The organism is Zoogloea sp., assembly GCF_041904905.1.
GTDB lineage: Bacteria > Pseudomonadota > Gammaproteobacteria > Burkholderiales > Rhodocyclaceae > Zoogloea.
Genome location: NZ_JAYRMI010000016.1, coordinates 39168 through 60915, shown reverse-complemented (window position 1 = coordinate 60915; position 21748 = coordinate 39168). Strand labels below are relative to the sequence as shown.

The 21748-nt window shown below is 55.9% G+C and carries 18 protein-coding genes and 5 tRNA genes; 2 read left to right on the top strand and 21 right to left on the bottom strand.

What is annotated here, in order from left to right; genetic code table 11:
• The 16 genes from ACE3N6_RS06880 to ACE3N6_RS06805 form a co-directional block, all read right to left on the bottom strand.
• Window positions 1–292 (bottom strand): NAD(P)-binding domain-containing protein (locus tag ACE3N6_RS06880; RefSeq protein ID WP_374244447.1); only part of this gene is annotated, 292 nt, incomplete at its 3' end.
• 39 nt (window positions 293–331) lie between these two features.
• The gene (gene wecB, locus ACE3N6_RS06875; protein ID WP_374244446.1) at window positions 332–1438 is read right to left on the bottom strand and encodes a non-hydrolyzing UDP-N-acetylglucosamine 2-epimerase; all 1107 of its coding nucleotides are present in this window, start codon (window positions 1436–1438) and stop codon (window positions 332–334) included.
• Window positions 1439–1490: 52 nt separating this feature from the next.
• Window positions 1491–2714, bottom strand: coding sequence for a glycosyltransferase family 4 protein (locus ACE3N6_RS06870; RefSeq protein ID WP_374244445.1), 1224 nt, complete (start codon window positions 2712–2714; stop codon window positions 1491–1493).
• On the bottom strand, window positions 2692–4371 hold the full coding sequence (locus ACE3N6_RS06865) for a heparinase II/III family protein (RefSeq protein ID WP_374244444.1): 1680 nt from the start codon (window positions 4369–4371) through the stop codon (window positions 2692–2694). The genes ACE3N6_RS06870 and ACE3N6_RS06865 overlap by 23 nt, the downstream gene beginning before the upstream one ends.
• A gap of 19 nt (window positions 4372–4390) precedes the next feature.
• Window positions 4391–5317, bottom strand: a complete 927-nt coding sequence (locus tag ACE3N6_RS06860; protein ID WP_374244443.1) for a glycosyltransferase — start codon at window positions 5315–5317, stop codon at window positions 4391–4393.
• A gap of 183 nt (window positions 5318–5500) precedes the next feature.
• Complete coding sequence (wecB, locus tag ACE3N6_RS06855; RefSeq protein ID WP_374244442.1) at window positions 5501–6634, bottom strand: non-hydrolyzing UDP-N-acetylglucosamine 2-epimerase; 1134 nt, start codon at window positions 6632–6634, stop codon at window positions 5501–5503.
• Window positions 6631–7743, bottom strand: coding sequence for an NAD-dependent epimerase/dehydratase family protein (locus tag ACE3N6_RS06850; protein ID WP_374244441.1), 1113 nt, complete (start codon window positions 7741–7743; stop codon window positions 6631–6633). Before ACE3N6_RS06850 ends, wecB (ACE3N6_RS06855) begins: the two co-directional genes overlap by 4 nt.
• Window positions 7744–7749: 6 nt before the next feature.
• A complete protein-coding gene (locus ACE3N6_RS06845; protein ID WP_374244440.1) occupies window positions 7750–8784 on the bottom strand; it encodes a polysaccharide biosynthesis protein in 1035 nt (344 codons plus the stop codon).
• A 30-nt stretch (window positions 8785–8814) separates the two neighbouring features.
• Complete coding sequence (locus ACE3N6_RS06840; protein ID WP_374244439.1) at window positions 8815–10011, bottom strand: glycosyltransferase; 1197 nt, start codon at window positions 10009–10011, stop codon at window positions 8815–8817.
• 19 nt (window positions 10012–10030) lie between these two features.
• Window positions 10031–11047, bottom strand: coding sequence for a hypothetical protein (locus tag ACE3N6_RS06835; RefSeq protein WP_374244438.1), 1017 nt, complete (start codon window positions 11045–11047; stop codon window positions 10031–10033).
• A gap of 32 nt (window positions 11048–11079) precedes the next feature.
• Window positions 11080–12297 (bottom strand): hypothetical protein, encoded by a 1218-nt coding sequence (locus ACE3N6_RS06830; protein ID WP_374244437.1) that lies wholly within the window; start codon window positions 12295–12297, stop codon window positions 11080–11082.
• Between the two features lie 13 nt (window positions 12298–12310).
• Window positions 12311–13633 (bottom strand): lipopolysaccharide biosynthesis protein, encoded by a 1323-nt coding sequence (locus tag ACE3N6_RS06825; RefSeq protein WP_374244436.1) that lies wholly within the window; start codon window positions 13631–13633, stop codon window positions 12311–12313.
• A gap of 33 nt (window positions 13634–13666) precedes the next feature.
• A complete protein-coding gene (locus ACE3N6_RS06820) occupies window positions 13667–15901 on the bottom strand; it encodes a polysaccharide biosynthesis tyrosine autokinase (RefSeq protein WP_374244435.1) in 2235 nt (744 codons plus the stop codon).
• 139 nt (window positions 15902–16040) lie between these two features.
• Entirely contained in the window at window positions 16041–17261 is a 1221-nt protein-coding gene (locus tag ACE3N6_RS06815; protein WP_374244434.1) for a polysaccharide export protein, read from the bottom strand.
• 105 nt (window positions 17262–17366) lie between these two features.
• Complete coding sequence (locus tag ACE3N6_RS06810) at window positions 17367–17804, bottom strand: low molecular weight protein-tyrosine-phosphatase (protein WP_374244433.1); 438 nt, start codon at window positions 17802–17804, stop codon at window positions 17367–17369.
• A 15-nt stretch (window positions 17805–17819) separates the two neighbouring features.
• Entirely contained in the window at window positions 17820–19322 is a 1503-nt protein-coding gene (locus tag ACE3N6_RS06805) for an undecaprenyl/decaprenyl-phosphate alpha-N-acetylglucosaminyl 1-phosphate transferase (RefSeq protein WP_374244432.1), read from the bottom strand.
• Window positions 19323–19510: 188 nt separating this feature from the next.
• Between ACE3N6_RS06805 and ACE3N6_RS06800 the strand changes: the two genes are divergently transcribed.
• Window positions 19511–19702 carry a hypothetical protein gene (locus ACE3N6_RS06800; protein WP_374244431.1) on the top strand — a complete coding sequence of 64 codons (192 nt, stop codon included), beginning with the start codon at window positions 19511–19513 and terminating at the stop codon, window positions 19700–19702.
• A gap of 489 nt (window positions 19703–20191) precedes the next feature.
• Complete coding sequence (locus ACE3N6_RS06795) at window positions 20192–20983, top strand: NF038130 family PEP-CTERM protein (protein ID WP_374244430.1); 792 nt, start codon at window positions 20192–20194, stop codon at window positions 20981–20983.
• Between the two features lie 231 nt (window positions 20984–21214).
• Here ACE3N6_RS06795 and ACE3N6_RS06790 read toward each other — a convergent pair.
• The 5 genes from ACE3N6_RS06790 to ACE3N6_RS06770 all read right to left on the bottom strand — a co-directional run bounded on the left by ACE3N6_RS06790 (window position 21215) and on the right by ACE3N6_RS06770 (window position 21727).
• Window positions 21215–21291: transfer RNA gene (locus ACE3N6_RS06790), tRNA-Asp, on the bottom strand.
• Between the two features lie 62 nt (window positions 21292–21353).
• Window positions 21354–21429 (bottom strand) — tRNA-Glu (locus ACE3N6_RS06785).
• A gap of 18 nt (window positions 21430–21447) precedes the next feature.
• Window positions 21448–21523, bottom strand: a tRNA-Ala gene (locus tag ACE3N6_RS06780).
• 25 nt (window positions 21524–21548) lie between these two features.
• Window positions 21549–21624, bottom strand: a tRNA-Glu gene (locus ACE3N6_RS06775).
• Window positions 21625–21650: 26 nt separating this feature from the next.
• A tRNA-Asp gene (locus tag ACE3N6_RS06770) sits at window positions 21651–21727 on the bottom strand.
• Window positions 21728–21748: the final 21 nt, after the last annotated feature.

Sequence of the window (21748 nt, the reverse complement as noted above, 5' to 3'; positions counted from 1 at the left end):
ACGACTTGACCAGCGGGGTGAAGTCCGGCTGGTGGGCGTCGTCGACCGGGGTGGGCACGGCCACGATGATGAAGTCGGCTTCGGCGATGACCTTGGGGTCGGTGCTGCAGGTGAGGTGCACCGCGGCTTTGAGGTCTTCGGTGGCGACTTCGCCGGTCGGGTCCACGTGGCGGGCGTAGGCATCGACCTTCTCCTGGTGGAGGTCGAAACCGACGGTTTTCACTTTCTTGCCGAATTCAACGGCGAGGGGCAGGCCAACGTAGCCGAGGCCGATAACTGCAATGGTGGTCATTTCAGAGACTCCAATAAAAAGCCTGTAGACGCGTCATTCTTAAGGCAGGACGCGATCCAGATCGGCGACGATCCGCTCGGCGGCCTTGCCGTCCCAAAGCTGCGGGCGGCAGCCGTGCTTGCCCTGGCCGGCCAGCACCTTGGAGGCTTCTTCGAGGATGCGGGCCGGGTCGGTGCCCACCAGCACGTTGCTGCCTTCGTCGATGGTCACCGGGCGCTCGGTGTTCTCGCGCAGGGTGAGGCAGGGGATGCCGAGGGCGGTGGTTTCTTCCTGCAGGCCGCCGCTGTCCGTCATGATCAGCGCGGCGTCCTTCCACAGGTTGAGGAATTCCATGTACGACTGGGGCTTGGTGAGCACCACGTTGGGGCCGAGATCGAGCCCGAACTTTTCGAGGTTGCCGCGGGTGCGCGGGTGCACCGGGAAGATCAGCGGCAGGTCGGCGGCGATCTGACGCAGGGCACCGGCGATGCCGCGCAGGTTGGTTTCGTCGTCCACGTTGGACGGGCGGTGCAGCGTGACCACGCCGTACTTGGGGTATTTGGCCTTGATGGCCTCGGTTTCCATGCCCGACTTGTCGGAGGCGTCGAGCTTGTCGCGCTGGAAGAGCAGGTTGTCGACCATCACGTGGCCAACGTGGAAGACCACGTCCTTGCCCTTGCCTTCGCGCAGCAGGTTGTCGACGCCAGCGGGCTCGGTGCAGAAGAACCAGTCGGAAATGCTGTCGGTGACGAGGCGGTTGATTTCCTCGGGCATGCGCATGTCGCCACTGCGCAGGCCCGCTTCCACGTGGGCCACCGGAATGTCGAGCTTCTTGGCGTCGATGGAGCAGGCCAGCGTGGAGTTCACATCGCCCACCACCAGCACGCAATCCGGGCGGGCCTTCTGGCAGATCTCCTCGAAGGCCACCATGATCTTGGCCGTTTGCGTGGCGTGGCTGCCGCCGCCGGCTTCCAGGTGGTAATCCGGCTTGGGAATGCCCAGTTCGTCGAAGAAGACGTCGCTCATCTCCCGGTCGTAGTGCTGGCCGGTGTGGATGATCTTGAACTCGAAGCGGTCGGCCCGGGCTTGCAGGGCGCGAACGATCGGGGCGATCTTCATGAAATTGGGACGCGCGCCGGCAACGAGGTAGATCAGCGAACGGGACATGCGGGGCTCCATAACTATACTGAGAATTGGAAATAACGAAAAATAGGAAAATTCAAACGAGCCGTGCGAGCTCGCCAAGCATCTCAGCGGCAAGGGCCTTTCGATCAAACCGCCGCGCGGCCTGAACACACCTCCCCTTGTACGCCAAATGCACCTCTGGAGCTCCTGCAAGATACATCAGATGATGTACCAACTCATCGGAATTCTCCGGCTCAAACACGATACCTACATCGGAATCCCGCACAATACCGGCGGATTCACCCTCGACGCCATGGAGCACCGGAAGCCCCATGCCCATGCACTCAAAGAGCTTCGATGGGATAACCGTAGTAAAAAGCTCAGTTTTTCGCAGATGAATGATCGAAACATCAAGCAATGACCAATATCTCGCCACTTCATCTTTGGAGACAGAGTCAATAAACGTAACGTTTCTCAAGCCTTTGGTCGCGGCCTCATCTCTTAGCGCCTGCTTGCGCGCACCGTCTCCGAGAAGGATAAAGTGAAATCGCTGGCCTTCAGGCAAGCGAGACAATTTATACGCCGCATCCAATATGGTCTCGAGATGATGAGCCAAACCATGCGTACCTACATATCCACTAACAAACTTCCCTGCCAGCCCCAGCTCATCAACAAGCCTCTTGTCCTTCTCCATCGGGCGAAACCGGGACATATCAACACCGTTTGTGACAACGGCAATTTTCTTGCCATCTATACCGCGCTCAATCAGCTTCTGCTTAAAGGCTCTAGTGACAGAAACAATCAATGCCGCCTTTCGGTAGAGATGCATCTCAACTCTCTCCAGCGCACGGATAGCCATCGAATCTCGCATTGCACCCACAGCCTTAATTGATTCGGGCCACATATCACGCAACTCGAAAACGAACGGGACTCTCTTTACCGCGCCCAAAAACCACGCAGCGCATGCTGTAAAGAACTGCGGTGACGTGCCGACAACTACGTCCACTCGCCGCACAAATAGCCCCGCAATGGCAGCAGAGAGCATAAAGCTTTGATAATCTAAAATACGCTTGACAAAGCCTTCGTTCGCAGTAACGTAAGACCAGACTCTGATAACACGAATGCCTTCCACGACTTCCGATTGCCAGAGCTTATTCTTATACCCTGGAAAAACCAGGCCTTTCGGAAAATTGGGAGCGCAAGTAATGACCGTAACTTGAACTCCGTCGCGAACCCACTCCCTGCAATGCTCGAAAGTACGGCTTGCGGGTGCATTCACCTCCGGCGGAAAATTATCAGTGAGAAAAAGAATATGCATTGTCGCCCCAAACGAACTCAACCTCTAACAATTTTCCAGAGAAAGTGACTTCCAAACACTGACTCACTTGCACCTCACCGAATCGAGGGTGCCAGGTAGAGCTAATTACCTGAACGTCGCCTCCGTTCACCTTGTACCCTATTGAGTCTCCTCCCGCCGTCACCAGCATGCCACATTCAGCGATACGAACATCCGGATGTAGATGAAAATAAGCAACAGCCGTCTCGGGTTCACCCCGCAACTCATCTCGAATTAATAGATGACCCCGGGAAAACTTGAACGTTCTAGTGTGATTCGGGCGCCCCCTCAAACGCCTGTATCCATCATGCCCTGCGGTCACGACGACGTCGTCGAAATCAACGGACATACGGACATCAATCGGGTGAGCTCGCCGTCCAACTCGAAACCCTCCCCATACTTCCGAGGAGTTGCGTCCATTTATGACTACAGTATTATGGGCAGCAGAACCTCGCTGCCGAACTCTTTCGACACTTTCGCCATAAACTGACGTGCCAGAGTTAACGAGCAGCCGCGAACCAAAAAGGCTCAACTCAAAACTAAGAACATCCGCATGGCCATGACCAGGCTGATAACTCGGACCAATCTCCCCAACATCCAGAATGGCCTTTCCCCCTTGATCGATCGGAACAACGATATAACCGCTATCCGTCAAGGCCCGTACGCTCGACGTACTACCTGGGTCCAAAGCGCCAATTCCGAGCAACTCAAGATAGGATTGAATGTCGCAAAGCGTCGGGGCTATTCCATACGCGCTATCATTGAAAAATGACACTAGCCCATCAGGGTGCGTCATAGATTCAAGCCACGCAACACCTCTTGCAAGCACCTCAGACCAAACCGACCATCGCGACAGCAACGCCTCGTTGGTCGTTACCTTCGCCAGATAAAGCAAATCACACAAATCCCAAAGCAATGATGCGTGATACATCGGCGAAAGTTCGAAATGCCCTCCGTCGTCAAGAAACTGTTCTGCCACCTCGTGATCGAGAATTGCCAGCCCCGCCCCCATCCACCTCTTGGATTCAGGCGAATCAAGCAATGCCGCTGCAAAAACAAGGGCTTTTCCGTTAACGAACAAATGATTGGCCAGAATATGGTATTCCCGCTGGAAATATAGGGCATTCACCTGACGAGCTAGGTTCTCCAGCCACTCCCGACTAGGCTCCCGGCGACCTACAAACCATTTCAACCAGTTTACAATTCGCAGGGAGAGGGGGTACGGCTCCCATCCATTTCCAACCATAACGGGATTCTCAGCGATCCACCTTTGGACCATGCGAGCATCGCCATCAACACACTCATCCGCTCCCAGTCCATTGAGATCGTCAAAATAATGGAGATTGTAAAGCCACAATTTATCGTAGCCAGACGCATTCCAATCGCCAGCAGTATTAACACACCCTTTTACGCCGAGAAACTCATAGCATGCATCCCCCACTCGCGCACGGCCACTCCAAACGGGAAATACAGCCTCGCGATCGAGATTAGTCAGCCCCACCACAGAGACAGGGCGCGACGCATAGCGAATGACAACTCTGCGAAAAAACTTGTAATACAACCTAAAAGCTATTTGAGTAGATTTCAGATGGATTGCCGTACTACCCAGCAGACGGACGCGAGAAATTAGCTTAACCATAAACTCCGAAACCTGAGGGCTATGCCGAACGTTGAGCAGCCTTCATTATATCCAAAACACATTCCGGAGACGCGTCATAAAGGAATCCAGCTGGCAATGCCACGTCATGCATCAAGCTCGCGTCGCCGTGGATTCGCCGGAAATCCAACATTGCCACCAGTTTGGAAACGCAGTCTTCAAGATCGCCACCTTTGTAAACCTCAACATCATCGGGACGATTCACAACATCGCTGGCTAAAACGCGCGCGCCCAACGCAAGGGCCTCCCGGACGCTAACCGCATCCCCGTCACTCAGAGTTGGCCGGACAAAAACTGATAACTTCGTCATTACAGCGGCGAATGGAACCTCGGGCGGAACCACTACAATTTGACGGGAAAGCATGCGAACTCGATCCGCAACACTCTTCGGCATGACATCAAGATCAAGCTCTCCGCCGGCGCCAATAACGGCAACCACTCGTGGCACGAAATCGGCAACCCTGCTAACCGCATCCAGAAAGAAATCTAGGCCGTAAATGCCAGCTCGCTCTCCGGAAGCAATCCCACACCATCCAACATAAATATTCTCGGATTGAAAACTCGTAGCAAACGCCCCCAGATTCAACTCCGAGCCTTGCGGTGGAATGAACGGATTGACGACCACGGCGGAAACTTGTCCGTCCGACAGGGAGGCTACATCATTCTTGATATCTGAATTTACAGCAAAGACCGCAGAAAGCCTCCGCAACATGCCCCCCCATATTAAATGAAGGACTCCACTCAACGAAGCTCGCTGAAGCGCTCTGCCATTATGAAAAAACTGAATAGCCTTTGCACCGGCAAATTCACACAACAGTGCAACAATCGTACCGGTCAACTCGGACGAATGAATGAGAACGAGTTTCCCCCGGACCTTTGGTAGATTCTGGAGAACACCGAAAATGACGTTTCCGCCGACTCCAATCACACTGCGACTCGAAGTCAATGAAGTGGTACTGATGACAAGACAGGGAATTTCGAGTCTATTCAGAAGTCGAGAAAATCTCTCGACGTGAATGGACACCCCACCCACGGGGGGCGGAGTCGGTCCAATCAAGATCACAGCATCATTAGACGAAGTCAATTTTCAATACGCCCACAATAGATGTCGTCAACACCCCTCAAACCAAACTTTTCTCTTAACATAGCCAACGTAACTATGAATAATTCTCACAATTTTCTCGGAAACGTTCGGCATGGAGTAGTCACCGACCAGGCGCAGCATACGTTCGGAACCGACACATTGACTCTCCAAAATTGCAAGCCCTTGCATGACGCGTTCTTGCCCAACGCCAGTCATCATTGTGCTCGCCTCTTCCATGGCTTCCGGTCGCTCGTGGGCATCCCGAATGTTCAGAGCAGCAAAATTCAGGATTGACGATTCCTCGTTGATCGTCCCGCTGTCCGACATAACGACCTTGGCCGACAGTTGAAGCTTGTTGTAATCCTTGAAGCCCAGGGGCTTGAGCAGGAGGACCAGCGGATGGAACTTTGCGCCCATCGCATCCACACGCTTCTGGGTACGCGGGTGCGTGGAGACGATCACCGGCATCTGGTACTTCTCGGCCACGGCGTTGAGGGTGGCAACCAGATTGGTGAAGTTCTTCTCGGAATCGATGTTCTCTTCCCGGTGGGCACTCACAACGAAGAACTCCCGCGGCTTGAGGCCAAGGCGCTCCAGCACGTCGGATGCCTCGATACCGTCGCGGTAGTGAGTCAGTACTTCGAACATCGGGCTGCCGGTCTTGATGACCATATCGGGCGGCAGGCCTTCGCGCAGCAGGTAATCGCGGGCGATGGTGCTGTAGGTGAGGTTGATGTCGGCCGTGTGGTCGACGATGCGGCGGTTGATCTCCTCGGGCACGCGCATGTCGAAGCAGCGATTGCCGGCTTCCATGTGGAAAGTAGGGATCTTCCGGCGCTTGGCGGGCAATACCGCAATGCAACTGTTGGTATCGCCCAGCACCAAGAGCGCCTCTGGATTTTCCTCTGCCAGCACCTTGTCTACCGCAATGATCACGTTGCCGATGGTTTCTGCACCAGTAGCACCAGCCGCATTGAGGAAGTGATCGGGCTTGCGCACGCCCAGATCTTCAAAAAATATCTGGTTCAGTTCGTAATCGTAGTTCTGGCCAGTGTGCACCAACACGTGTTCGCAGTGCTCGTCCAGCTTTGCCAGCACGCGGGAGAGCCGGATGATCTCGGGACGGGTGCCGACAACCGACACCACCTTCAGCTTCTTCATTGCTTCACCTTGTTGGCAAACGTGTCGGGCTTTTCGCGGTCGAAGATCTCGTTTGCCCAGAGCATGACGATCATCTCGTCATCACCGATGTTGGTAATGTTGTGCGTCCAGCCCGGCACCGTCTCGACGATGCGGCCTTCACCGCCCTTCGTGACCAGCTCGTAGTGCTCGCCGGTTACGATGTGGCGGAAGCCGAAATGCGCCGTGCCTTTGAGGACCATGAACTTCTCGGTCTTGGTGTGGTGATAGTGCTCGCCACGGGTGACGCCTGGATGCGACGTAAAGTACGAGAACTGGCCGCAATCCGGGGTCTTGAGCATCTCGACGAAATCGCCGCGCGGATCGGAATGCTTGACCACGCTGTAAGCAAACGACTCGGTGGGCAGGAAGCTCAGATAGGTGGAATACAGCGCGCGCACCAGGCCGGTGCCCACACGATCGGTAATCATCGATGCGCGGCTGGCCGCAAACCCACGGATCGTATCGGCCACCTGGCCAACGGTGGAGTCGTATTCCGGGCCGGCGGGCACAAAGCCGCTGGGCGTGCTGGGCGACTGCAGCAGGCCGACAAAGGCGTCGACCACATCGTCGATGTACACCAGCTTGAGCGGCGCAGCAGGATCATTCACCTTGATCTCCAGCCCGCGAGCGATGTTGTGGCAGAAGGTAGCCACCGCCGAGTTGTAATTGGGCTGCGACCACTTGCCAAACACATTGGTCAGGCGGAACACATAGGCCGGAGAGCCGTTTTGCGTGCCATGCTCGAACACCGCATCCTCGGCTGCTCGCTTGCTGACCCCATACGGGTTATCCAGCGCGGCCTGGGTGGAGGACGACAGGACCACCGGCGCCTTGTTGCCGTATTCGGCCAGCAGGCTGCACACGGTTTCGGTAAGCCCGGCATTGCCCGTGGTGAACTCGCTCACGTCCTTGGGGCGATTGATACCCGCAAGGTGATAAACAAAATCAGCCCCTTTGAGCGCCGCCTTCAGATCATCATCGGACGAATCGAGGGTGATACGCGCAATATCGGTATGCCCAAGCTCGCCCAGGCGAACGGAGAGGTTGCGGCCGATGAAACCGTCGGCCCCGGTGATCACGATACGCATGGCGGCTTAGTCCTGCGCCTCGGCCTTTTCGCCGCGCGCGATCTTCTGCATGAAATCGAGCTTGAGCAGCAGCTTGGTCATGCCATCCACGTCCAGGCGTTCGGTGTTGTGGGAGGTGTATTCGACGGCCTCACTGATCTTCTGCTCGCCTTCGACAAAATATTTGTCGTAGTTGAGATCGCGGCCATCGGCAGGCACGCGGAAGTAACCCGGCAAGTCCTGAGCGCAGGCGCGCTCTTCGCGGCTGAGCAGCGCTTCGTAGAGCTTTTCGCCGTGGCGGGTACCGATGATGCGGACTTCGTGCTCCGGCTTGTTCATCAGGCCGAGAATGGCCTTGGTGAGCACGTCCACCGTCGCGGCCGGTGCTTTCTGCACGAAGATGTCGCCGTTGTTGCCGTTCTGGAAAGCGTAGAGCACAAGATCCACGGCGTCATCGAGCGTCATCATGAAACGGGTCATGTTGGGATCGGTGATGGTGATGGGCTTGCCATTGAGTACCTGATCCACGAACAGCGGAATCACCGAACCACGCGACGCCATCACATTGCCGTAGCGGGTGCCACACACGACGGTGTCGGTGCCTTCCAGGTTACGGGACGCCGCGACCATCACCTTCTCCATCATCGCCTTGGAGATACCCATGGCGTTGATCGGGTACACCGCCTTGTCCGTGGACAAGCACACAACGCGCTTGACCTTGTTGGCGATTGCCGCCTCGATCATGTTCTCGGTGCCGAGCACATTGGTGCGCACCGCCTGCATGGGATGGAATTCGCAGGAAGGAACCTGCTTGAGCGCGGCCGCGTGGAACACATAATCGACACCACGCATGGCCGCAGCAATGGATTGCGGATCGCGCACGTCGCCGATATAGAACTTCAGCTTGCGGTTGTTGTACAGCTTCCGCATGTCGTCCTGTTTCTTCTCGTCGCGGGAGAAAATGCGGATTTCACCGATGTCGGTGTTGAGGAAGCGACGGAGGACGGCGTTGCCGAAGGAACCGGTACCACCAGTGATAAGAAGGGTTTTTCCACTAAACACAAAGCACCTCAATCTATTAACAAATCAAAACTATGCAACCGATTCAATGAAGCTAGTAATTTCTTCACCCCAGACCGTGTAATCGAACATTGTCGCAGCAAGATGCGTCGATGCCAAAGACATTCTATCTTTATCTACCGGGTTCAAAGCCAGCGCCCGTCGCAAGGCGATCGCAACGGACTCCGGAGAAAGATCGCGCACAATAATGGCGCTATCCCCGTCCTTCAAATAAATATCGAGATCACTTGTCAGATTCACCAACACCGGCGTTCCCGCGGCCAGACTCTCAGGAATCTTGGATGGGAAACCTGCCATTGAATAACGACTTATCGGACGCAGAAGAACAGTAAAGTGCTTTGAACTCAGTTCAGACAACACTTGGGAACGCGAAACCCGCCCTAACAAACGCAGCCTGGCACGCAATCGATCTGACTCCAGACCGATAGAATCGATCAAGGAACCAATCTCCTTCGGTGAAGGGCCCGCAATAGTAAACCTAACCCTAGACAACTCTTGGTCAGTAAGCAAACAAAGGCCAGCGAAAAAGGATTTCAAATCATCCTTACCCGCAAGAGTACCCGCATAGAACAATTCAAGCACTCCATCATCCAAGGCTCTGCCGTGCGGCACAAAATCCTCTGACGACACCTGAGGGGGAACCACCAATGTACGCACTCCCACTTTGTCGAATCGTTGCTTCAACAAATTCGTAATGCAAATTACCGCATCGGCTTTTGGACACAGAAAATCGAACTTGTATTTCGCCAACAGGTAATCAGCCGAGAATCGGCCTCGCGAGAACTGAGACGCCTCATGCCACTCAGTGCAATCGACAATCAAAGGTTTCCGCCAAACAAACTTGCACGCGAACAACAGCCCTAACGACAAGCCAGCGTGCGTTGTAACCACACACGAAACATGCTTACCCATCACTCCGCTCAGCGCAGAGTGAAAATACATGACGTGAAACAGGCGCCTAACAACACGAGAAAAAAACGAATCTTTGTTCGAGCGAACTGTCTTGAACAGAATCCCTTGACTACTTACCCAATTACCGTCTTTGGTCAAGCCCTGGTCCAACACACCATTGCCCACCACATACACATCAGAACCGCCTAACGCGATAGACCGCGCCATTGCCCACATGCGATTCGAAGCAGCATCCCCAAAGGGAAATCGATGCATCGAAACCATTACAACCCGTTTATTTTCGACACTGCTGGACATTGAGATATCCGCCGCCATATCACTTTTCCGACTTAAAAAAGAAGCGCGACTTGAGCGACGCAGTCAGGCTCTCGTCCTTCGAAACAAGAAAAATTCGTTTGAGCAAACGATTGATAAAACCTTTCGCCCTATAGGAGAACGGATAAAGCACAACCCCGTCTATCAATCTTTCAAATCTGAGGTCTGTCAATATCGCCCTCGGGTGCACAAGAGGCCACTCCAATGCCCGCGTCCTTAATTCACAAAATCGGGACGTCATTACATCCGACATGGACGTACCCCCATGAATCGAGTGCTCATCAACCCCGATATTCCTGATTTGATTGAACATAGGGACAACGGCAAGAAGGCCGTGAACTCGCTGAGTAAAGCTCATCTGATAGTCCCATGACTTCGGGGGTATGCCACTCAACACCCGACGCCGCTCAAGAAGCCAGTTGTCTTTGTCCTGATGATAAAGCGCGTCGTCTTTATATTCATCGCGAACACGGCTCAACAAATAGGGGTCATCCACCAGTTCCAAATCCCCATCGTAGTATCGCGCGAATTTATGGGACCACGAAGCCCATCCGCAGGGCAGCATGTGCTGGGAAAAAACATAACTACTACCATCACTCGGCTGGTACTCCTGCAAGTAGTTAGTGCCACACACCCAGAGCACACGGCTCTCATCCGCATAGCGCTCCAACATTTCTTCGCAGAAACGGAAGAAAGTTACTTCAGGAAGGTTGTCATCCTCAAGAAATATCGCACTCTTCTCCTGAGATAGAACCCACTTTGCCCCCAAGCCGATTCGATCATATACACCGCGATTTGATTCGGCGTAGTTACGAACAACCTCACACGGCCAATCGATTTGCGCCTCAACTCCCTCCCGGCACTTCCGAACCAACAAGTCCTCATCCGGCGTTCGCCCTCCATCACAGATAAGATAGAGTTTGGAGGGCCGAATCTCAGCAATCCTCCGGATTACGGCCTGCGTTTTCTCAACCCTCTTGAAAAAGAACACAACCACCGGAATATCAAAGCGACTCATTTAACCCAGCCCAATAAAAACTTTAATCCAGATCACTCATTTGTCGCAAAGGACAGGAACGAAAAGGTATAAAAAAATGGAAACAATACAAAAGGCTCAGTCGCAAAACTGAGCACATACCAAACAAGGAAAGCAACTCGAGCCGAACGACTCTTCACAATACCAAAGAAAAACGCGCCGCCTCTTACAACCACAGCCAATGAAAAAACGAGACCAACATAGGCGCTCAACTGGGTAAAGGTATTTGTTGCAGCATCAACAACAAGCCCACGTCCGTCATAGTAGCTTACGAAATTTAGATATTCACCAGCACCAATGCCAAAGTACGGATTCTCTGATATTGCAATCAAATCGATAACAGTCGAATTCAAACGCGTCAAGAATGACATATTCACGTCATTCGTGAACTTATCAGCCACATTGGAAGTCACATAATCAGAACTTCCCACGAAAACGAGGGCCGCTAATAGTATAAGATACTTAACAGCCCCTCCTCCGCTCAGCCTTCCAGAAGGCCCCCAGATAGACAATACAAGAAAAGCCGTGGCGACAATGAATCCTGTCGTCGAACTGGTTGAAAATATTGAAGCCAGAAAAACCAGGATCAACACATTCGCGCCCCGAGCTCTAACAACCCCGAGCAGAAGCAACCCAAGACAGAAATTCAAATAAACCTGAAAAAGCCCGGGCTCAATAAAAACACCTGAATTTCTTCGCTCCACCCCCTCAATCTCCGAATAAAGGAATGCATTCCGATAGGAAATCTCATTCGAAGAAAAGGACGGAAATAAAGAAGAAAATGAAACAAGCGCCTCACTGTAATAAAGAACCAACGAAACCAGCGAAAGAAACGCGACAGAAAAAACACATAAACTGAGAAACCGCGCAACCCCAACCAAACGGACGGTGCACATAGCCAGCACAACGACGACAAGAAGTCGCGCATATGTCAGGAACGAGGCTGTGTCGCTGTTTGCCAACATTGAGCAGATCATGAGTAAGAAAAGTGCTGCCATGTAAATCACGGCACGCCCCGACCTAGCCATCAGATCGGCTCTAAAAACAAATAGCTGAACTAAAATCAAAGCGACACTTAACAACAATACAATATTAACAGCCGCTGAATTGTTATAGTAGGCACCGCCCGAGCTAATCACAAGCCAAAAAACCGAAAACACTTCCAGCCCTCGGCGTGCCGTTCCAGAGCGCCCTCTGGATATGCAACGAGGGCTCTGTGCGATCTCAATCATTTTTTATATCTCATCACACTCGACCAGCGCCAATCATCCGAACTGCCTCTCGCCGAAGAACCAAGCATCTAATGGCAAATCCGGCATCAATGATCCAGACCATCAATTCTTTAGACGCGAGAGATACGGGAAAGACAAAACCAACCACTACAGACGCCAACGCAATTAATACTCCGAGCGTCGCCTGGCTTCTGTATCGAGAGTACCCATTGAGAATGGTAGTAATCAACGAATTCCAGAACGAAATTAACATAAAGACAACCGACGCAAGCATCAAGGAAGTGCTAGGAACAACGCTTGCATCTCCTGTCCAGAGTACGATCGCCCAATCCCCGGCCACCAACAGGCCGACGGCGCAGACTGCGCCAAATAAAAACACAGCCCGACTTGACTTTCTGTACACGCGCACAATCCACTCACCATCGCCTTTGATCTTTGCATCGGTAATCGCAGGCCATAGAGGTATCAACAAGTACACAACGAACATCATTGGTATGTTTATAAGTCTTTGGACCACCGAATAGTCAACCAAACTGCCGGCACCGAACCTCACGGAAATTAGAAAAGCACCAGCACTATTGACGAGATAGATTGCAACAGAGGCTCCAAGCCCTGCAAACCCGATCCCCAACAGCCCCTTAACCTGAGCAAGGCTAAAATCCTCGAGGCTCGGCTTAAGAGCAGGGTTGATAGTTATCAGCGTTGGTAGACCTATCAGCAATATCATTGCAACCGGGATCCCTGCCACTGCAAAAACCAAAGCGGGCAACCCTAAATCAAGATTCACCACAAGCAACAAAGAACCAAGACTAAAAAGGCGCGAGATAACTTGCAGAACGGCGATCGAGTAGCCCTGCTGCAGCGCACTAAATGTTCGCTGCACGACACCAGACGCAACTCCAACAGCAAGAATGGCGAGAATCGTTTGTAGTGCCGGCGTTACATCTGATCTAGCCTGAGCCGACTGAAGCGAAAAATAGGCAGGCAGTGGCACAGCTCCCGCAACAACAACGCCAATTGTGAAGACAAACAACCCCAAGATCAGCGAAAAAAGGAGAGCGCTCCAAAACACACTCCTTACGCTGGAGCTATCCCCCTTGGCAGAATCCCTTGAGATCCTATCCTGCGCGCCAATTCCGACACCAAAATCGGAGAACGACACAAACAGCAGAATTGCCGACAATGCCATCCACAAGCCAAATCGCTCTTGCCCCAAGTAATTGAGAGACAACGGGACGCTATAGAGCCCCGTCAAGACCTGTACGGCTTGAGCAACAACATTTAATACCGAGGTAAGCGCTGCGCGCTTGGAGCGAGACAACTCACCCAGTCCCATACAACGCTTTCAGTAATCAGAAGAAGGCAGTGCTTAGTTCTTCGATGAATAGGAGTATTTGTACACGTATCCTTTATAGCCGTACCGATACTTCTGACGATTCGTATCAAGATCATTGAAGACGAAACCCCTAACTTGAACTCCCGCATGATTGAGGCGTTTTACTGCCTGCTCAAGCTCCGAGATCGGATGGTGGCCTGCTCGCGCAACCATCAGCGTTGCGCCCGTCAATCGACCGATAATTGCAGCATCTGATACGGCGAGAATCGGCGGCGCATCAACAATAAGGGTATCGAACTGCTCGCCGAGCTTCTCCAAAAGACCTTCAAACCTCAGGTGCATCAGCAGCTCTGACGGATTCGGCGGTATTTGACCGGTGGTAACGACCCAGAGATTCGGAATGCTCGTTGGCTTGATGATTTCCTCAAGGCTAGCAGTTCCGGAGACGAACTCAGATACACCAACTTCGCGACGAAGCCCAAATTCCTTGTTGACGTGGCCTTTGCGCAAGTCTGCGTCAACAATGACAACACGCTGCCCACACTGCGCCAACACCGCGCTCAGATTCTTGGAGATGAAACTCTTACCTAGGCCAGGGCTCGAGCCTGTAATGAGTAGCGAATTGTGCGTCGAATCCATTAGCGCAAAATGAATCGTCGTGCGTAGACCACGCAGACTTTCGATTGCATCGTCTTCGGGTTTTGCAACCGCCAGCAGTTCGCCAGAAGCTGCTTTGCCTTTTACTCGCCGACTGATAGAAACCTCGTCGTTGCTATGAGGAATAGTGGCATACACCGGCAAGCCCAATTTAGCTTCAATAGTTTCCGGATCTTCAACTACAACCCGTAGCGAACGTTTAACCCAGACGACAACAAGACTGGCAATCAGTCCCAAGAGCAAAGCAACAGCTAGAACGGCTGATTTCTTCATCCCGATTGGCTCACTAGCAGCAGCGGCAGCATCAACGATGCGCACATCGCCTACGGTTCCAGCCTTCGACACCTTGAGCTGCTGAGACGTATTGACGAGATTCGTATAGAGCGTCGTGGTGACTTCAACGTCACGTGCGAGCTGCAGCACCTTTTGTTGGGTATCAGGCAGCTTATTTACATCAGCGTCAAACTGCCGCCTGCGGTCCCTCAGTCGGTCAAGCCGCTGATCGACAGCCTGGACGCGAGGGTGTTCAGCGGTGAAGCTCTGGCGCAACTCATCCCGCTCCTGCTTTAGCGCCACAATCTGGTTATCCACCTCCACAAGGGACTGCAGGACGCTCTGCGTCTCGATATTCAGATCAAGTGAACCGCGTGCTTGGCGATAATTGTTGTAAGCCGCCTCGGCGGCATCCATCTCCTTCTTAAGCGCTGGAAGCTGCGTCTCAAGAAACTTGAGCGTCTTTTCCGCCTCGGCGGAACGCTGGTCAACGTTCTGCCGTACATAGGTATTGAGGATATCGTCGAGAACAACAACGATTTTGTCGATGTCGTTTCCAGACAAGCTCACCTCAAGAATGCCGGACTTCTTGCCTCGCTCCTTGACCGCCAGCTTCTCACGCACAGCCATGACTGCCATTTCTTGAGAAAGCTTGGTCACAATAAACCGCGTGCCAGGGCGAGCGACGAGGCGAGCAATGAAGATCTCGTACTTGCCACTTACCGCGCGCTCCCCCGACCTCCCCTTTAACACTTCGTCGCCGTCCTGATCAAACAAGGCAAAGCTGCCGGACTCTCCGGCAACAAGTGTCAGCGGCTTGTCGAATGCGTCACGCGGTACCTTAAGAGCATCCACCTGCGCCAAGTCACCGCCCCATGCATAACTGGATAACCCCAACAGCGGTTCGTTCGGCACATCGCCCTTGTAGCGGCGCGCAACTGCACCACCAATCAAGGGAAAGGTCTTTGGGCGTACGTCAATATCGAGCTTGAGCTTTTCGATCACCCGCCCGAGCACCATCCGCGACGTGAGAATTTCCTGCTCAGCCGCTACAGTGGTGTTGTCACCCAGAAGGGGTTGCAGGTCCTTTAGCATCGCCATGCCCCCGCCTCCCTTCTCCTCTACCTGAACAAGGCCGTCCGCTTTATAGACAGGACGAGAGACAAAGGTCCACGCAAGGCCAAGCACAAGGAACACTGCAGTGATGATGGCGATAAGCCATCGGTGCTCCATAATGACAGCGACAATCTCGCCAACGGCAAGGCCCTCGCCTCCCTCGTCGGAGTCAGCCACTTGCTGACCAAGTAGTGCTGCGGGTTTAAGCTTTTCGGTATCCATGGCGGTCTATTGTCTGCGGGATACTGAGCAGGCCGGTTTTATCCAGCCCTACACAGGATTGATTGCTAGAAAGTGGAGCGAACAGAGCGTCGCTAGGTTATCGCTACGCTCTGTTCATATCTTGGCTTTACCTGATCCGTCAGGGGTTACGACCACCAAAGAGTGGGTACTTGGCCCCACCCAGCTGGAACAGGGTTTGTGCTGTCGGCAACACATTGGTGATTACACGGTTCCAGCGCACCACATCGGCGGCATCCACATAGACGATGTCACGCGGGCGAAGCGGGAAACGGTCGGCCAGCAGCATGGCGTCCGGTGAGCTGCCATCCAGGTGGAAGAGTTCCGGCGTTTCGCTTTCGCCGCGCATCACGTAGATCCACTTGGGGTTGGCCTTGTCCTGGGCGATGTAGCCGGTGTCGGCCAGGGCCTCGGCAAGGGTGGAGCGCTTCTTCGTCATGACCAGCGAGCCGGGCTTCTGCACCTCGCCCAGCACAAACACCTTGTTGAAGCTGCGATCCTGCACGTTGAGGATGTCGCCGTGCTCCAGAAGGGCGTTCTGCTCGGTGGCGCCGTTCTCGTACATGGCCTGGATATCCACGCGGAACGTCGTCCCCTTGCGAGTAAGAAGCACGCGGCTGTGGTCGGCCTCGGGGCCAAAGCCGCCAGCCTGATTGACGGCCTCAAGCACGGTCATCGGCACGTCGGAGATCGGGAGCAGACCGGGCTTGGCCACCTCGCCCACCACGTAGATGCGCTGGCTGCGGAAGGCGGCCACGCGCACATCCAGTTGCACGCGCTCGATGAACTTGGCCAGGCGGGAAGCGAGCATCTCGCGGATCTGGCGCGAAGTCTTGCCGACCACCTGCAAGGAGCCCACATAGGGGTAATAGATGGTGCCGTCTTCATTCACCACCGTGCCAGCCTGATCGGCTGCGCGATACTGGCCAGCCGGGGTGGTTAGCTCGGGGTGATCCCACACGATGATGGTGAGCACGTCGCCGGGGCCAACCTTGTAATCGGGCACCGCAGCAGTGGGACCGGCAGCCTTGCCGCCCCGCGCGCCCAGGTTGGCGTTGGTGGCAGTGGGGCGTTCGGCGGCGGCCAGCTTCATCTGCTCGATGATGAGCTCGGCGGTGATGGGCTTGATATTTACATTGGCCGGCACCGGCTCGGCGGCCTCGGGCTGGCGCACCGGCAGCTTGACGGAGGACTGCTGGTCGCGCAGGCCATAGGCCTTGTCGCCCGGCACAACCGCGCAGGCGCCCAGGCTGGCGCACACCAGCGCCAGCAGCAGGCGGCTCGCAAAGCGTGGCGTTGAAGATGTGAGGGGAGCGTGCGCTCCATCAGGAATTGTGTTCATGGAAGCCCTGACTCGTTTTGTGTGAACAGTACCTGAATGATAAATGAGCCCTGTTAACGTCATAGGGCACAAGACACACATCGGACACGATTGTTGTGAAAAGCGTTACAAGCGCCGGGCCCAATCGGCCACGCCTTGATCGATCAAACCGACGGCGCGGTCCCACACCGCCTGAGAACGCTTGTAGGGGTCGGGGATCTCGAACTTGCCCCAGTGGCCCAGCAAAAAGGTTTTGCCCCGCACGGCCGGATCGATGTCGGTGAGGGCTTCCCGGTGGTGATTTTCCATCACCAGCACCAGATCGGCACCGCGGCAGATGGCCACATCGGCCTGCCGGGCCCGGTGGGGCGCCAGATCAATGTCACGCGCGGCCATCATGGCGGTCGCGGTTTCGTAGGCGGGGTCTCCCACCAGGGCGCCCACGCCGGCGGAAGTCACCTGAACCGTACGGCCCTTGCTTTGCAGCGCGTCGCGGAGCAGGAACTCGGCGATGGGGCTACGACAGATGTTGCCGGTACAGACAACCAGAATGCGATCGTACAAAACGTGCTACCCCTCTCAGCCCTGCGCCACGATGCTGGGCTCGCCGGCAGCGCTGTCGAGCCGATATACCAGCGCAGACTTGCCAGAGGCGCGCCGATCCGCTCCGCGGCGCTCTTCGCGGCGGAAGTGGGCGCCCACGCGGCGGTCGTGAGATTCCTTGCGGTCGACAAACTGGCGGATCTTCACGCCCGGTTCGCGCCCCACCTCGCGGCGCAGCACGGCAATGATGCGGCTGATCTGCAGCTGGGTAAGATCCTGATCGTCGCCAAGCAGCTGGATCACGCCGTAGCAGCCCGGACCGCCTTCACCCTCGGTGCGGTAGGCGCGGAAGCGGAAATCCACGTGCGGCCCGATGCAGCGGTTGAGCATTTCTGCAAACGGGGCCAGGCGCGGCTCGGAGAGGCCCGCCACATGCACCCCCACCGCATGCACGGAGGTCATGCCCAGCACCCGGTGAATGCGCCGCAGCAGCGGCACCAGCCGCCACGGGCGCAGCACGATGAAGAAGCACGCCGCAAACACCATCACGAAGGCGGCCAGCATCGCCAGCTCATCCACCCCGGCGTACATACCCAGAAGGCCCACCGCGCCAAAGCAGAACTGCACCAGCGCCAGCACCAGCACGGCGTCCTGCACCCGGAAGCCGGCGCGCAGGAAGAGGTGGTGGAGGTGGTTGCGGTCGGCATGGAAGGGGGAGCGCCCCATCCACATCCGGCGCAGCATCACGCAGAGGGTGTCGATGAGCGGCACGGCAAACAGCCACAGGGTGGTGATGGGCGTGATGGCCCGCACGCTGTCGTTAGCCTGGGAAAGATCGGAGAGCAGCCACGCGAACAGGAAACCCAGCTGCATGCTGCCGTTGTCGCCCATGAAACAGCGGGCCCGACGCCATCCCAGGTAGCGCAGGTTGAAAAGCAGAAAGCCCGCCACCCCACCGGCCACGATGATGATGAGCGAGAAGTAAGCCAGATCGCCGGAGATATAGACGGCGAGGGCAATCAACAGCAGGCTGACGATGGACAGGGAACCCGAGAGCCCGTCGATGCCGTCGATCATGTTGAGCGCGTTGATGGCGCCAATGGTGGCCACCAGGGTGAGCGGCACACCCAGGAAGCCCAGCAGCAGCAGGTCGTCGGAGGCGAGCTGCCCCAGATCGGCAAGCTGCACGCCCCCCCAGTAAACCATCATCAACCCCACACCGGCCTGGATACCGAAGCGGATCTTGTAGTTGAGATGGAGGATGTCGTCGGCAAAGCCCGTCACGAACAGGATGAGCGCGCCGGCCATGAGCACGAAAATACGGTCGCCGAAGGCCGGAAAGTAGTGGCTGACCACATAGCCGGCAGTCAGCATGGCGGCGAGAATGCCCAGCCCGCCAACAAAGGGCGTGACGGTATCGTGCGCTTTGTGGCCGCCCGGCTTGTCGACAACCCCAAACCGATGGGCGCCCTGGATGCCGTAGTGGATGGCCACCGCGGACACCACAACCCCCATCAGGAACAGCGCAAGCGAAAACATTTCATTGACCCTCAGCTACAGCGAAACAGCCTGAACCCACCCTACCCGGGGAGAGAAACCGGCAACACGGCAAGACATCGCCGCCATTCGACACCGGCACCGGACACACCGGCCAACCCCTGCACCCCATGAAGCTAACCGTGATGCATTTTACAAAATCTTGCAGAGCAACCCCGGAAATATTCCACATGGAACACCAAACAGATGGCGACTGGCGGCAAAAAGACCTGCTGGGCCTGCACGTCGCAAAACACCGGAACAAGCAGAAAACCACCCGATCATCAAGCCCCGCGAAGCCGCCAAAGCCAGCAATCAGGCGGCTTTCAAGCAAATTCCACACCAAAAATAATGTCCTTACTAATCATAACACTATTTTATGATTTATCAATATTTAACAAACTGTGTAAAAAATTCCGACACTCCCAGGCTGCGGCGAGGGTGAAAGCAGCTCGCACACGCCCATACCTGCAACACAGAAAAACGACATACCCGCCCACCCCATGCCGCCACGATTTGGTGCGGCACAGCACGACAGCGCCCCCCTCACCGTGACCGACCCTCGGCACCGGAGGGCGCAAACCTCCCCGAAGGGTCGCCATCGATGCCACGCCCATTTTGGGAGCGGAGTTTGAGCCCGTTATCTCAGCATCGCATGCAACTGCGACACTCAATTTTGTTATCGATTGTCAATCGACCAACCCAGCCTCAATTCCTCATATTGGGCGTGGTATTTGTTACGCGTCAGCGCACGACCGAAGAAGCGAGTGCGCGTTGACGCCCTGCCCGCCGATCTGGCGGAGGGCTTTGACGACGACCGCCGGCAAGCCTTCGCCGCCGGTCGTCAAACATGAACTTCAGGAGTTGTTTCGATGATGAAATCTACCAAGCTTGCCGCCGCCCTCGTGCTGGCACTCGGCTCCGGGGCCGCAGCCGCTTACAGCATCCAGTCCCCCAGCACCACCGGATCGGTGATCCTCTGGGCCGAAGGTCCGGCGGGCGTGCTCGCCCCCAGCGCCTCCGCCACCCTCATCGGCGTGCTCGCTGGCGACTCCACCACCCCCGGCGGTAACGTGGAACTGAGCAAGTTCGGCGGCCCGGTGAGCACGCTCACCGGCACCCTCAACGGCAACGCCATCACCCTGAGCAGCCTGACGATGGCCGACTGGTTTGTGGGCGGCAACGCTACCGCCCTCACCACCAGCTACATCAGCGGCGCCTACAAAGCCGCCTTCGGCACCGACATCACCGCCAGCCAGTTGAGCACCGCAGTTGCCGGCTTCGGCACCGCCAACGCCGCCCTGGGCGGCCGCGCGCCTTATCAACTGGTGAGCGACCCGAACATCTCTTACGTGCTGCTCAACAACGACGCGGTCACGATCGGCCTGGCGGGTCTGCTCAATGCAGGCGCCTTCCTCAAGACCATCGACCCCAGCGCGCCGGCTACCGCCTACGCCAGCGAGGTCGTGAAGGTGACCTACAACGGCGCCACCAGCTACCTGTACTCCTTTGCCCAGCCGGGCGTATCGGGTGTGCACGCGCAGGATGGCGTGTCGTACGCCGGCGATTATCCGGTGACGCTGCAGGTGCCGGAGCCTGCATCCATGAGCCTCGTGGCGCTGGGCCTGGGTGGCCTCGCCGCCCTGCGCCGCCGTCGCACCTGAGCACTGCCGGGCTGAGGCCTGACAATGCCAAACCCCTGGGCACCCCCCGGGGGTTTTTTGTTGGCCGTCGCCGGCACACGCGACGAACACCCGGGCACGAGAACCCGCCCCATCGAAACCAAGCACCCGCCTTGCGGGCACGCCCGATCAAAGCAAAAAACCCTAGGCTCCAGGAGGAGACTAGGGCTTGGCATGCAGCAAGGAGCTGCACTTTTGCGACTGGCGAATGACTGGCGGAGTGGACGGGACTCGAACCCGCGACCCCCGGCGTGACAGGCCGGTATTCTAACCGACTGAACTACCACTCCGCGCTTGGACCTGCCGCTCCGACCGGGCTTTGGCCGAAACTGCCTGAAACAGGACTTTTGACTGGCGTCCCCACGGGGATTCGAACCCCGGTTATCGCCGTGAAAGGGCGGTGTCCTAGGCCTCTAGACGATGGGGACCAGAAAGTACCGCAAATTTGGTGGAGGTAAGCGGGATCGAACCGCTGACCTCTTGCATGCCATGCAAGCGCTCTCCCAGCTGAGCTATACCCCCAAATTGTTTTACTACCAGCGAAGGCTGGCGTCCCCACGGGGATTCGAACCCCGGTTATCGCCGTGAAAGGGCGGTGTCCTAGGCCTCTAGACGATGGGGACCTACGCACTGCAAAACTTCAAACTTGTGGCGGAGTGGACGGGACTCGAACCCGCGACCCCCGGCGTGACAGGCCGGTATTCTAACCGACTGAACTACCACTCCGCGCTTTAAACTACCGCCCCG

Excerpts from the sequence above, each read along its gene's own strand:
- ACE3N6_RS06865 (WP_374244444.1), bottom strand. The coding sequence starts at position 4,371 with ATGGTTAAGCTAATTTCTCGCGTCCGTCTGCTGGGTAGTACGGCAATC.
- ACE3N6_RS06795 (WP_374244430.1), top strand. The coding sequence starts at position 20,192 with ATGATGAAATCTACCAAGCTTGCCGCCGCCCTCGTGCTGGCACTCGGC.
- ACE3N6_RS06820 (WP_374244435.1), bottom strand. The coding sequence starts at position 15,901 with ATGGATACCGAAAAGCTTAAACCCGCAGCACTACTTGGTCAGCAAGTG.
- ACE3N6_RS06850 (WP_374244441.1), bottom strand. The coding sequence starts at position 7,743 with ATGCGTATCGTGATCACCGGGGCCGACGGTTTCATCGGCCGCAACCTC.
- ACE3N6_RS06835 (WP_374244438.1), bottom strand. The coding sequence starts at position 11,047 with ATGAGTCGCTTTGATATTCCGGTGGTTGTGTTCTTTTTCAAGAGGGTT.
- ACE3N6_RS06805 (WP_374244432.1), bottom strand. The coding sequence starts at position 19,322 with ATGTTTTCGCTTGCGCTGTTCCTGATGGGGGTTGTGGTGTCCGCGGTG.
- wecB (WP_374244446.1), bottom strand. The coding sequence starts at position 1,438 with ATGTCCCGTTCGCTGATCTACCTCGTTGCCGGCGCGCGTCCCAATTTC.
- wecB (WP_374244442.1), bottom strand. The coding sequence starts at position 6,634 with ATGAAGAAGCTGAAGGTGGTGTCGGTTGTCGGCACCCGTCCCGAGATC.
- ACE3N6_RS06815 (WP_374244434.1), bottom strand. The coding sequence starts at position 17,261 with ATGAACACAATTCCTGATGGAGCGCACGCTCCCCTCACATCTTCAACG.
- ACE3N6_RS06830 (WP_374244437.1), bottom strand. The coding sequence starts at position 12,297 with ATGATTGAGATCGCACAGAGCCCTCGTTGCATATCCAGAGGGCGCTCT.
- ACE3N6_RS06840 (WP_374244439.1), bottom strand. The coding sequence starts at position 10,011 with ATGTCCAGCAGTGTCGAAAATAAACGGGTTGTAATGGTTTCGATGCAT.
- ACE3N6_RS06870 (WP_374244445.1), bottom strand. The coding sequence starts at position 2,714 with ATGCATATTCTTTTTCTCACTGATAATTTTCCGCCGGAGGTGAATGCA.
- ACE3N6_RS06825 (WP_374244436.1), bottom strand. The coding sequence starts at position 13,633 with ATGGGACTGGGTGAGTTGTCTCGCTCCAAGCGCGCAGCGCTTACCTCG.
- ACE3N6_RS06800 (WP_374244431.1), top strand. The coding sequence starts at position 19,511 with ATGGAACACCAAACAGATGGCGACTGGCGGCAAAAAGACCTGCTGGGC.